This is a genomic window from Hymenobacter terrigena, assembly GCF_054776515.1.
On the sequence record NZ_BAAHBU010000004.1, the window covers coordinates 517,952 to 529,276 of the forward strand.

Consider the following 11,325-nt stretch of genomic DNA (forward strand, 5'->3'; position numbering starts at 1 on the left):
GGCAAAAGCAAATTGATTTTAAGATAGTTCGCTAACGTGCACTGCAGCGTAGATATTATAGCAGCGGAATGTTGAACTGTTTCGAAACGCTCACCGGCTCCACGTTACCCTGGAAGGTCTGGCGCTGTACTTCTTTCACTTCGATGTACAGACGGTCACCATCGCGGTAGGCATTCACTACATCGCTCAAGTCAGCCTGCGGGCCAGTGATGGTTTTCGTCGGCAAAGCCGGACGACGGCCACGTACCAGCGTCACTTCGTAACGCGACACGCGGAACTTCGCGTCGTCGGGCAGGAAAGTTGCGAAGCCAGCATCTGGGATAGCGCGCAGGTTCAGCGAGCGCACAGCCGTACCGGGGGTACCCTGCTTCTCGTTGGCCTGACGGCCGCCTACCCAGCACTCGATAGTGGGCTTAGGAATGGGACGCACCTGGAAAGTCTGCGAGCCAATTGCATTGCCACCGCTGCTAACGTTCAGGGTTACTTCTTTCGAGTTCGGAATCAGCGTTACATCGCCCACTTTGCTACCCTGGATAGCCGAAGCACCCGAAGCCGAGAAGCTAGGCTTGTACTGGGCACCCAAAGCCGGAACCGAAACGTTCAGCTTGTTGCCGCACTTGAAGTACAAAGCTTGTACAGAAGCCGACTGAATCTGCATCACCGGCTTGGTGATGGTGTATTCTACTTTTTTTGTAAAAGTCGTATCGCGGCCGTTCTGGTTGAAACGGATGGTGCCAGTCCAAAAAGCTTTAGCATTGCCCGAAGCATCAAAGTTGCCGGGACGAGCCGTGAATTCTATTTTACCGTGGCCATCGGGACCAACCGGAATTGGCGAGCCATTCAACGCCATTTTCTGCTGAAGGCCGGTAGCCGAAGCAGTCAGGAACAGTTCAGCTTTGTACTTGGTGCCAGCAGCCACCGTGTTCGACTCAGCGCTAGCAAAAGCACCGATTTTGTCGAACGAAACGATTTTGGCACCTACTTTTTTAGCTTGCTCCGATAGCGCATCAGCTTCCAGCTTCAGCACTGCCGTTTCCTTCTGCGACAGTACTGCCAGAGCAGCTACCAGCGGCGTATTCTCAAAATTCAGCTCAGCAAAATCCTTGTTGCGCTGCTCCATGGTCGTATGCTCCTTGGAGTTGATAATACGCGCATCCTCTCTGCCGTCCAGTGCCAGCGGGGTTGCGTTGGGCACGTAGGTTTTGATGAAAGTCGAGTAGTTGTTCAACTCTGCTTTCAGCGGATACGCCAAACCATTCTTCTTGCCGCCCAGCATGATAGGCATCACTTTGTTGTTGGCGTCCGGGTCTTTGAAGTCGGGCGAACCCTTTACGTTACCCGTGCCAGCAATGAGCTTATCACGAACATCCTGCAGATAGGCAATCATTGCCTTCGTTTTGGCGCGGATTTCCTCGCTCTGCTTCAACACAGCCACATCACTGGCCATGTTGTGATTCTTGTCCACAGCCGCCTGAATACCTTTCACGGTATTATCAGCCGCCATGTTCGTTTTGCCATTGACGTCAATCAAGCTGTCGTCGATGAACTTGAACTTCAGCAGAATCGCTGAGTTCACTTGGAGCGCCAGAAGAGCGGTTAGCACGAGGTACATCATGCCAATCATCTTCTGCCGCGGGGTTTCTTTTCCGCCTGCCATTATCTGTTTCCGCTAAAATTGGATGAAAACTATCTGATGCGCTGGGTCGGTGCTTAGGCCTGAGCCGGGGCACGCATGGCGTTCAGCATGTTGCCGTACACCCGGTTCAACGAGGTCAGGTTGCTCGTCAGGTCAGATACTTGCTTCTGGAATTGCTCGGTGTCTTTGCCAGCTTGGGTCATGTTGTCCATAGCCTTGCTCAACGTACCGTAGAACTGGTTCATAGACTTCAGGTGCGTGTTGGCATCCTGCAGTTCCATTTCGTACACAGCGTTCAGTGCGCCCAGGTTTTTGGTCACGTTCTGCACCTGCATGTGGTACTCTTTGGCATCCGAAGTAGCATTCGACATTGCCGAAATAGCTTCTACTGTGTTGCCGTAAGCTACATTGATTTTGTCGAGCGAGTCAGCAGCCGAGCGCACTTTCTTGGTGTATTCGTCGGTCACGTTAGCAGCTTCGCCAAGTTGCGACATCTGCGAAGTGGTGGTGCTGAGGCGATTCAGTCCCTGGCCCAGGCTGGTGAGAGCCTCGGGGGTTACGTTAGCATTTTTCAGCATATCGTCCAGCTTCATCGTCAGGCCTTTGGCATCGTTAGCACCACCTACCTGGCGGCTGCTGGTCGAAGGGTCGTAGCCATCGTTCAATTCCGGATAAACCAAGCTCCAATCGGGCTCGTGTGCCTGCGGCTGGAATGCGCTCAGAGCAAAGATGAGAGCCTCCGTACCTAGACCAACAATCAACATCGTATCAGCACCGGCCCAGTGCTCAATTTTAAACAATGCACCGACGATTACAACTGCTGCACCGAGGCCGTAAATTTTGGGCATCAGCGAATCATAAAGAAAACTTTTAGCTGCCATGAGGATTAACGATTGAAAGAGGTTGAAGAAGGTGTGGGGAGGGTGGTTAAAAGATGGCGTCAGCCGTTTAAAATTTTAGTTAAGGGAGCTGTTCGTACCCATCCCGATTTGAATCATCGAGCACCGGAAGCCGATGTAGGAGCGAGCCGAATCCTGATATTCGAAATTGCGGGTGCCAGTTTCGAGGAAGTAAGCAATGTCTTTCCACGAACCGCCACGTACTACTTTGCGGGGCTCGTTATCGTCCGGGTTGGTCGGGTTCAAGTCCCAAACCACCGGCACCGAAGACTCCATGTAGGCATCATCGCACCATTCCGAGACGTTGCCGGCCATGTCGTAGAGGCCAAAATCGTTGGGGAAGAACGAACCAACCTCCGACGTATAGGCAAAGCCATCGGAAGCGTAGTCGCCACGGCCAGGCTTGAAGTTAGCCAACATGCAGCCTTTGCTGTTGCGCAAGTAAGGACCACCCCAAGGGTAGGTAGCCAAGTCACGACCGCCGCGAGCGGCATATTCCCACTCAGCCTCGGAGGGCAAACGGAAGTTCGGGTCGGCAGCCGAGCCGGTTTCTTCGCGGGCAGCGTTCCGGAACTTGGTGCGCCAGTTGCAGAAATACTTTGCCGCAAACCAATCGACGCCAACCACCGGGTAGTCATCGAAGGCGGGGTGCGTGTAGTAGTACTCCAGCAGCGGGTCGCCCATGTGGTAGGTGAAATCGCGTACCCACACCGTGGTATCGGGGTAGAGTTCGGTCATCACGTACTCTTCGCCCAGCACATCCAACGAGTCCTGTTTGATGGCATCGACGAACTGGCGGTATTCGTTGTTAGTAATCTCCGTTTCGTCCATGTAGAAGCCGGCGATAGTCACCTGCTTGTTCATGTTCACCATCGAGGCAGAAATATCCTGGTCGGTCTGGCCCATGTGGAACGTGCCTCCTGGGCAGGGTACCATTCCGAATGGCACTTCCTGAGGATTAAAGAACGGACGGTCCTCGGAGCCGACCAAGTCACCCGTAGGGCCTTTGCCAAATCCACACCCGCCTAATAATGCCCCGGAAATAGCGAAAAGGGATATTGCTAGAAGCTTGTTCATGAGAGTTAGAAATTCTGTTTTAATTGCCAATACCGCTAAAGTACATTTGGATGGGCTGGCAAATCTACACTTTTTTAGGTCGCGGTGCAATACCTGCCTTTCGCAAAAGGCGACCAAATTGAGGGTAAACACGCTGAATAGCGTAAATAACTCGGTTAATCCGTTTTATTCTCTGCGAGGCCGACTAAATTTTATCCTAACTGAATAGGATAATGCTCATCCTGAGTACAAGATAAGAAAATAGGAAAATTAGAAGCTATAACGAGGCGTGCGAATGGCTGGCCGGGTATTAATCGTCGCTTTGGGCAAGCGGTAGGAGAGCATAATTTCGTGCGAGCTGAACGCCCGGGCATCCTGGTTGAAGGCAATGAAGTCGAATGCATAGCCCAGACGCACGGCGTTATCCTTTGCAAAGCTTAAGCCAAGAAGTCCCGAAACGGATTCCTCGGTGCGATAGTTGGCACCAATCCAATACTTATCATCAATGGTAGCACGAACGCCGCCTTCGAAAGAGTAGTTCTTAGAGTTGTTAAATTTGCTTGAGCTGGAGAATTCGCCCGGCAATACTGCTTTCGCAAGCACCATCGGAGTCACTATAACGGAAGAAGAGGCCTCAATATTGTAGCCGGCCGTGAAGTAGGCGTGATTTTCCGCGATGTACTTGCTCGGCTTGCCAGCGTTGCCCGTGCTTTTGAAGGAATACTCCGAACGCAGCAGGTTGTTGACACTGAGGCCGGCGTAGAATTTCGGCGATTCATACCAGACACCGGCACCGGCATCGAACTTGCTGTCGGAAGCGCCGCTGGGCACGTTCACGTCGTTTGCATCGATGGCGATATAGGTGCCCTTGCTCAGGTAAGTATAGATGCCCTGAATGCCGAAACCCAGCTTACCCGAACCCAGCTTGACGTGCTGCGAGTAGGAAAGGGCCGTATTGGTCATTTTCGACTGGCCCACCTGGTCGTAGTACACGGACAGGCCGACGCCACCGTTGAGCGCCAGGACGGGCAGCGAAGCCGTAATCATGCCCGTGCGAGGCGAACCGTTGTTGCCGTCGAACGTGCCGTTGTAGTTATAATACTGGTAACGGCCAATGAGGTTGACCTCTCCTTGGCCTTTAATACCGGCGTAAGCCGGGTTTAAATACATGCCATTCAGGCCATAATGCGTGAACTGGGGCTGTTGTTGGGCAAGCGCCGAGCCAGCCGCAGCCGTGAGCAGCAGAGTAGCGAGTAACGTTCCTTTCATAAGGCGGGGTGGTGATGGTGAAAGAAGAGGGAGGTGGGGGTGCAAAAAAGTGCGGGGGTGGGCACAGTTTAGGAGAACAGCTTCCAAATGTAAGGGAAAAACCGGCGCTAAAAAACTCGGGCAAAAAAAACCGGCGCAATGATGGGTTGCGCCGGTTCTCAGTTGCTTACGGAAACCACTCGTTGGGTTAGGCGTTTTTAACGTTCGGCTTGCCGACATCGGTTTGGGCGTGCCGCCGAATGTAGGCCTCGATGGCCCCGGTCATGGAAGGCGCGTTGGGGTGAGGCGCTTCAATGTCGAGGATGAGGCCAGCGTCGATGACGGCTTTGGCCGTGGTGGGGCCGAAAGCGGCAATGCGGGTGCCCTCCTGTACAAAATCGGGGAAGTTGATGAACAGCGAACTGATGCCGGAAGGGCTAAAGAACGCAATACAGTCGTATTTCACGTCCGACAGGTCGGACAAGTCGCTGGCTACGGTGCGATAAATGACCGCCTCCGAAAACTTGAGGTTGTTGGCCCGCATGAACACCGGCAGGTCATCCTTGCGGATGTCGGAGCAGGGGTACAGGAACTTCTCGCCTTTGTGTTTCTTGATGACGTCGAACAAATCGGCGGCCGTGCGCTCGCCCACGAACAGCTTGCGCTTGCGCAGGACGATGTACTTCTGGAGGTAATTGGCAGTCTGCTCAGAAATACAGAAATATTTCATTTCTGCCGGCATTTCCAGCTTGGCTTCCTGGCAAATGCGGAAGAAGTGGTCGACGGCATTGCGGCTCGTAAAGATTACGGCCGTGTACTCCAGAATATTGATTTTGTCCTTCCGGAAATCCTTGTAGGATACGGGCTGCACATCAATAAATTCCCGGAAGTCCACTTTAATACCGTATTTCTCGGCAATGGAAAAGTAGGGAGAAACGTCGGTGGTGGGTTTGGGCTGGGTAACCAGAATGCTGCTTATGCGCTTGGCGTGCCGGCCTGTACCCGGCTTATCTGCACTATCGGCCATACAGGTAGGAAAGGGTAATGCTTAGGACAATAAGAGAGACGAAAGGAGCTGAACGATACTGCCTGTGAAGGACAATTAATACGTAAAAACAATAAGTTTAAGTAAAACCAGTAAAGGCAGTACTTCAGTAGCACAAAGATAGGCAAACAAATGTAGATTCAGGAGGGAGGCATAGTGGTGCAGGGTACGGGCCACGCGCAACACCGCGCCGACCAGCAAAACGCCAATGGCTGCGCTGGCCGCCCACGCGACGGTGTGGGGCCAGTTGCCGTTGAGGCTGAGATAGAGCAGCAGCACCAGCGGCAGGAACAAACCAGCCAATAAGGTGGTGCGCAGAAACTCACGGTACTGGATATCGGCTAGGGGCTCCAAGCCAAATATGTAGCCCATTATTTTGACATACAGGTACTTACCAAACACGAAGGTGGTGATAACGGCCGTGTAGAGCAGCACCCGGGCTACGATGGCCGTTTCGGGCACATCGAAGAAACGACGGAGCAGGGGAAGGTTTTGCAGGTCGGTGTGGATGGCAGTGAGCAACAACGCAAACGACAGGGCAAAGAGCAGAACCAACAATAAATTGAGCAGCGAGAAGGCCGGCTTGATTAGGAAAGACTGCTGGTCGCTGTTGCGGCCAAACAATTCATCAAGCTGAAAAATGCGCGCCATGCCGGGCTGATAGGTAGTACGAACGGCACCGTAAGACAAGCCTAAGACCAGGAGAAAACCCAGGTAAACGTTCTGGCCCTGGGGGCCGGGCAGGCGGGGCTGGGCCTGGCCGGTGCTGGCTTTGGCCAACTGGCCGGTACCGGCGGGGGCACTGTTCACGCCCGAAAACGAAGCCAAGGCGGGGGAGCCATCGGGCTGCCACACGGCGAGCAGGTGCTTGCCAGAAGGGAGATTGGGAGGCAACAGCCGGGCCAGGTCAAGCGAATAGTTACCAGCCGTAGCAGCGGTGAATACCAGCTGATTATCAATAAACAGGCTTAGGCCACGCTGGGCGGCAAAGGAAAGCGGGAAGGGTTGCGTGTGGCTAACGCGCACCCACTGGTAATACGCGTGCGCCGGCTGGTGATAACCGGGCAGGTAAAAAATGAGGCGGTTGCGGGCGGCGTCGTGGATGAGCCAGTCGGCCGAGAGAGACGTGGGGGAAGCCGGGGGTAGCTGGCGGTACTCGCTGGCGTACGCGGGCCCGCGACTGGCTGCGGAAGCCAGCCACAGACTGATGGCCAGTAGCCATCTCATACGCCACAAGCCCGCGGTTTTCATGAGTGATAACGGCTAATTTCTGCTTTCGGCCGCCAGCAGCTGGCGGCGGGAAATACGACTCTGGTACACCCCGAAGAAGATGCTCAGCAAGGCGGAGAAGATGGCCAGGGCGATGATGAGCACGGTGTTGCCGAGGTAGGCAAACTGGATGACGGAAAGCGTGACCAATATATTGAGCAGTCCCAGCAGCAGCACGGTGCTGATTTGCTGAAAACCCATGGCCAGAATGCGGTGGTGAATGTGGTTTTTATCGGGTGAGAAGGGCGACTTGCCAGCCGCCATGCGCAGCGAGAACACGCGTAGCGTATCAAATAGTGGCACAAACAGGATGCCCACGGCGACCGATGGCGATGAGGAGCCGAACGGCTGGCCGACGCGCAGGCCCATTTCGATGAACTGAATGGCCAGCACCGATACGATGAAGCCGCAGACAAGCGAGCCCGTGTCGCCCATGAAAATGGGGGCGCGGTGGAAGTTGTAGCGCAGGAAGCCCAACAGGCCGCCAATGAGGCAAACGGCTACGTAGGCGTAGTTGCCGTAGCTGGCCCCGCCGTATTGGTAGAAATAATAACCAAATGTGCTGCAGATGATTAGCACCATGGTTCCGGCCAGACCGTCGAGGCCGTCGATGAGGTTGATGGCGTTGGTGATGCCCACAATCACGAAGAAGGTGAAGGCGTAGCTGATGCCCACCGGCAGCGTGCCGATGCCGAGAATGCCTTGGAAGCTGGTAAGGCGCACGTCGGCCATTATCATCACAATGCCCGTGGCCAGGAGTTGGCCCACGAATTTTTTAGAGACGGACATTCCCACCAGGTCATCCTTCAGGCCCACGAAAAACAAGATGATGCAGCCGGCCAGCAGCTCCTTCACGCCGTTTTCGAGGGGGGCGAAGATGGTGAGGGCCGACATGAAGCCCGCGAACACGGCCACGCCGCCCAGGCGCGGCGTGAGCGACTGATGCACGGTACGGCCGTTGGGCGTATCGAGCATGTTTTTGAGATGGGCAATGTAGATGATGGACGGCACTGCGAACAGCGATACCAGCATAGCCCACATCCAGGAAAGACCTAATGGGATATCGAGATGACTCATAGACAATACAGTAAAAAGACGGAGAGAAGCACCGGCGCGCCGCCAGCGCAAGGCGTTTAGCTGTGCAATACGCCCACCCGGTCGAGCAAGGCAATGTGGGTAAAATTATCGGGCACGATGGAATCGGGCACGAAAATAAATTTCTTGTCGAAAATCTTGGGACCGTGGTAGTAGCTTACCCAATACTGATTATTGAGATGCAGCAAGGCCGAATCCAAGGGCTCGATGGGCACGGCGGAGTGGGGCGGCACGGCCTCGAAGAGGTAGCGCAAGGTGGAAGTCCGGATTTTTTCGCCGTCTTCGGGCTGACTGTAGCCGTTGGCGTTGACGATGACGTTCTCCAAAGGGAAACCGTTGTGATTGAGCAAGTAAACCTGCCAGATGGGCTGACCATCGGGCGTGAGGGCGTTGTCTTCGGCGGGCACTACGGCCACCGAAACGCCTTCTACGGGGTCAAAAGAAATGTCTTGCTTCACGAACCGCGGTATTAATTGATTTTAACGGGATTGAGACGGATTACTGGGGGCTGGCGGCCTTGGCACCGAGCAGGGCCAGCAGGTGGGGCAGCAGGCGCTCCTGCACTTCGGCAACGGACACGGAGGTAGTGCCCCCCAACTCCTGGGCCAGGGAGGTCACGGCTTTGTCGGTGATGCCGCAGGGCACAATGTGGCCGAAGTACGAGAGGTCGGGGTTGACGTTGAGGGCAAAGCCGTGGAGCGTGACCCAGCGGCTGCACTTCACGCCGAGGGCGCAGATTTTGCGCGGGTTGGGCGCGCCGGCTTCCCAGTCGAGCCATACGCCGGTGAGGCCGGCAATGCGGCCGGCGTTCAGGCCGTACTCGGCCAGGGTGCGGATGACGGCCTCCTCCAGCACGCGCAGGTACCAGTGGATGTCGGGCCGGAAATTGTCGAGGTCGAGGATGGGGTAGCCCACCAGCTGGCCGGGTCCGTGGTATGTGATGTCGCCGCCGCGGTTGATGCGGTGGAAGCTAGCTTCGTGCGCCGCGAGGGCGGCTTCGTCGAGGAGCAGGTGCTCGGGCTTGCCGCTTTTGCCTAAGGTATAGGTGTGCGGGTGCTCGCAGAGCAGCAGGTGGTTGGGCGTGGGCTGGGGGGCTTCGCCAGTGGTTTCGGCGGCGCGGTTCTGGACCTTGATGGCCAGGGTGGCGTCCATGAGCTGCTCCTGCAGCTGCCAGGTGGGCACGTAGTCGACCAGGCCCAGGCGCTGCACGTGCACTTGCCGGTTGGGAGCGGGGCGGGCGTCGTCGGGAGCGGCGGCGTCGAGCAGTTGCGGGGGGAACTGTTCTACGAAGGAGGCCATGAGGTGGGGTTGATGAAACAGGATGCAAAGGTACTAAGCGCCGTAAGCTTTAGCCTGTCCTATTGCGTGGTTGTTGGCGCGCGCCGACCAAACCGCTAGCTTGCACTGCGCTTGGCCCCTACCCTATTCATTCAATCGCCACCCTTTTGCCAGCTACCAGCCCATGGCCCATGCTCCTCACGAATTAGGCCAGGCCGGCGAAACAGCGGCGGCCGACCACTTCTTAGCCCAAGGCTACGAGGTGCTGGCCCGCAGCTACCGCCACGGCCGGGCCGAGGTGGACCTGGTGCTACGGCGTGGCAATGAGCTGCTGGTGTTCGCGGAAGTAAAGACCCGTTCCTCCGGTCAGTTCGGTCCGCCCGAGACGTTTGTTTCGGCCCGCAAAAAAGAACTATTCCGCCTCGCGGCCACGCACTTGCAGGAGGAGTTGGACTGGCGCGGTGACATCCGCTTCGATATCGTGGCCCTTACCCTGCTCAGCCAAGGCTTCCGCATCGAGCACTTCGAGGACGCTTTTTATTAACTTCCTTACCGGCGCTTGGGCTGCACCTTGGCCGGGGCGCGGGGTACGGTGCGCGGGCTTACGGTGGGCCGGTGCTGGCCGGGGCGGTCTTCCACGTCGGGCTGGCCGCGCTTGTCGATGTTTTTTTCCTTGTCGTAGATGAGGACGGCGTTGCGGTTGTATTCGCGCACCAGCTCGGGCTCGGTCACCTCGGGGTCGTAGCCGGATTCGGCGTACTGGTACTCGTAGCGGCGGCGGGCCCGGAAGCCCCAGTATTTGGTCCAGGTGCCCACGCGCTTGCCGTTCTCAAACTGACCGCGCCAGTCGGGCTGGCCGTTGATGAGAAACTTGGCGTAGTCGCCTTCCAGCTTGCCGTTTACGTAGGGCACCACTTCGTTGATGAGGCTGCGGTCTTCGCCGTAGTAGCTCACGTTGGCATCGCGCGGGAAGCCCATTTCGTAGTGGGTTTTGCTCAGCAACACGCCATTTTTGTCAAACTTCTCCCAACGCAGGTGACGCGTGCCGAGGGCGTAGTAGCCGGTTTCGAGCACCTTGTTGTTTTGCATCACCTTGTAGGGGCCGTGCATAATTTTCAGGTTCGATGCATCCTCCGGAATCTCGGCCAGCTTCAGGATTTTATGCTTCTTGGTGTCGTAGTAATAATAGGCCGGCGCGTAGGCACTCAGCGGCCTGGGGTACTTCAGGAAGTAGAAAATGGCAATTTCCTGGTTGCGTCCCTTGGGCCCGCGCTTCACGAAGGCCCGCTTAATTTTCTCGCCCAGGAAGACGTTTTTCTTCTTCTTTTTTGATTTGCGCTGGGTGTCCTTCTCGGCATCCTTGGCGGCTTTTTCCTGCTCTTTGGTGAGCACCACCTTGCGGGCCGTGCTCAGCGACGGCTTGCCGTTGAGCGAGTCGGTGGTGCGCGTGAGCGTATCGGTACCGAGCGCGGCCAGCGCGGGCTGCTCAGGGTTGCTGTTGAAGGAAACGGCTTTGCGGGTGCACGCCCACGGCAGCAGCGTGAGCAGCACCAGGGCCATGGCCAGAAAGCGTAGCGGCCGGAGCCACAGACTAATAATACGCATGAATCGCACGGGATATTTTCGCGGCATCAACGCAAAGGTAGGGCGATTTGGTGCCCACGAGGCGCGGCGCTAAAACAGAAAAACGGGCCCCGACTCAGTGGGCGCGGCAGCTGGCGATGGCGTGCCCAGGTGCCGCCCGGTATTCGGCTGCCCGGCACTTTATCTTTACCGGTTCCAATTCCTTTCCCCTTTTC

11 protein-coding genes are annotated in these 11,325 nt (G+C 56.2%); 1 reads left to right on the forward strand and 10 read right to left on the reverse strand.

Annotated elements, in window-relative coordinates:
• Nucleotides 1–55: 55 nt before the first annotated feature.
• The 9 genes from porM to lipB form a co-directional block, all read right to left on the reverse strand.
• Nucleotides 56–1,657, reverse strand: coding sequence for a type IX secretion system motor protein PorM/GldM (gene porM / locus ACYU7Q_RS18705; protein WP_460610960.1), 1,602 nt, complete (start codon nt 1,655–1,657; stop codon nt 56–58).
• Between the two features lie 53 nt (nt 1,658–1,710).
• Nucleotides 1,711–2,484 carry a type IX secretion system motor protein PorL/GldL gene (porL, locus tag ACYU7Q_RS18710; protein WP_460610961.1) on the reverse strand — a complete coding sequence of 258 codons (774 nt, stop codon included), beginning with the start codon at nt 2,482–2,484 and terminating at the stop codon, nt 1,711–1,713.
• A gap of 108 nt (nt 2,485–2,592) precedes the next feature.
• The gene (porK, locus tag ACYU7Q_RS18715; RefSeq protein ID WP_460610962.1) at nt 2,593–3,612 is read right to left on the reverse strand and encodes a T9SS ring complex lipoprotein PorK/GldK; all 1,020 of its coding nucleotides are present in this window, start codon (nt 3,610–3,612) and stop codon (nt 2,593–2,595) included.
• Nucleotides 3,613–3,861: 249 nt separating this feature from the next.
• Entirely contained in the window at nt 3,862–4,860 is a 999-nt protein-coding gene (locus ACYU7Q_RS18720; RefSeq protein ID WP_460610963.1) for a PorP/SprF family type IX secretion system membrane protein, read from the reverse strand.
• A gap of 187 nt (nt 4,861–5,047) precedes the next feature.
• The gene (locus tag ACYU7Q_RS18725; RefSeq protein WP_460610964.1) at nt 5,048–5,866 is read right to left on the reverse strand and encodes a uroporphyrinogen-III synthase; all 819 of its coding nucleotides are present in this window, start codon (nt 5,864–5,866) and stop codon (nt 5,048–5,050) included.
• Nucleotides 5,867–5,941: 75 nt separating this feature from the next.
• Nucleotides 5,942–7,111: a DUF4271 domain-containing protein gene (locus tag ACYU7Q_RS18730; RefSeq protein WP_460610965.1), complete on the reverse strand. Its 1,170-nt coding sequence runs from the start codon at nt 7,109–7,111 to the stop codon at nt 5,942–5,944.
• A gap of 36 nt (nt 7,112–7,147) precedes the next feature.
• The gene (locus ACYU7Q_RS18735; protein WP_460610966.1) at nt 7,148–8,230 is read right to left on the reverse strand and encodes an MraY family glycosyltransferase; all 1,083 of its coding nucleotides are present in this window, start codon (nt 8,228–8,230) and stop codon (nt 7,148–7,150) included.
• Between the two features lie 56 nt (nt 8,231–8,286).
• Entirely contained in the window at nt 8,287–8,706 is a 420-nt protein-coding gene (locus ACYU7Q_RS18740; protein ID WP_460610968.1) for a hypothetical protein, read from the reverse strand.
• 40 nt (nt 8,707–8,746) lie between these two features.
• A complete protein-coding gene (gene lipB, locus ACYU7Q_RS18745; RefSeq protein WP_460610969.1) occupies nt 8,747–9,547 on the reverse strand; it encodes a lipoyl(octanoyl) transferase LipB in 801 nt (266 codons plus the stop codon).
• Between the two features lie 163 nt (nt 9,548–9,710).
• Between lipB and ACYU7Q_RS18750 the strand changes: the two genes are divergently transcribed.
• Complete coding sequence (locus tag ACYU7Q_RS18750) at nt 9,711–10,070, forward strand: YraN family protein (protein ID WP_460610970.1); 360 nt, start codon at nt 9,711–9,713, stop codon at nt 10,068–10,070.
• A gap of 5 nt (nt 10,071–10,075) precedes the next feature.
• Here the strand turns inward: ACYU7Q_RS18750 and ACYU7Q_RS18755 are convergent, their stop codons facing one another.
• The gene (locus tag ACYU7Q_RS18755) at nt 10,076–11,131 is read right to left on the reverse strand and encodes a toxin-antitoxin system YwqK family antitoxin (RefSeq protein WP_460610971.1); all 1,056 of its coding nucleotides are present in this window, start codon (nt 11,129–11,131) and stop codon (nt 10,076–10,078) included.
• Nucleotides 11,132–11,325 lie beyond the last annotated feature (194 nt).

What these genes read in the sequence shown, in the direction of transcription:
- ACYU7Q_RS18720 (WP_460610963.1), bottom strand. Translation starts at nt 4,860, where the DNA reads ATGAAAGGAACGTTACTCGCTACTCTGCTGCTCACGGCTGCGGCTGGC.
- porM (WP_460610960.1), bottom strand. Translation starts at nt 1,657, where the DNA reads ATGGCAGGCGGAAAAGAAACCCCGCGGCAGAAGATGATTGGCATGATG.
- ACYU7Q_RS18755 (WP_460610971.1), bottom strand. Translation starts at nt 11,131, where the DNA reads ATGCGTATTATTAGTCTGTGGCTCCGGCCGCTACGCTTTCTGGCCATG.
- porK (WP_460610962.1), bottom strand. Translation starts at nt 3,612, where the DNA reads ATGAACAAGCTTCTAGCAATATCCCTTTTCGCTATTTCCGGGGCATTA.
- ACYU7Q_RS18730 (WP_460610965.1), bottom strand. Translation starts at nt 7,111, where the DNA reads ATGAGATGGCTACTGGCCATCAGTCTGTGGCTGGCTTCCGCAGCCAGT.
- porL (WP_460610961.1), bottom strand. Translation starts at nt 2,484, where the DNA reads ATGCCCAAAATTTACGGCCTCGGTGCAGCAGTTGTAATCGTCGGTGCA.
- ACYU7Q_RS18725 (WP_460610964.1), bottom strand. Translation starts at nt 5,866, where the DNA reads ATGGCCGATAGTGCAGATAAGCCGGGTACAGGCCGGCACGCCAAGCGC.
- lipB (WP_460610969.1), bottom strand. Translation starts at nt 9,547, where the DNA reads ATGGCCTCCTTCGTAGAACAGTTCCCCCCGCAACTGCTCGACGCCGCC.
- ACYU7Q_RS18735 (WP_460610966.1), bottom strand. Translation starts at nt 8,230, where the DNA reads ATGAGTCATCTCGATATCCCATTAGGTCTTTCCTGGATGTGGGCTATG.
- ACYU7Q_RS18750 (WP_460610970.1), top strand. Translation starts at nt 9,711, where the DNA reads ATGGCCCATGCTCCTCACGAATTAGGCCAGGCCGGCGAAACAGCGGCG.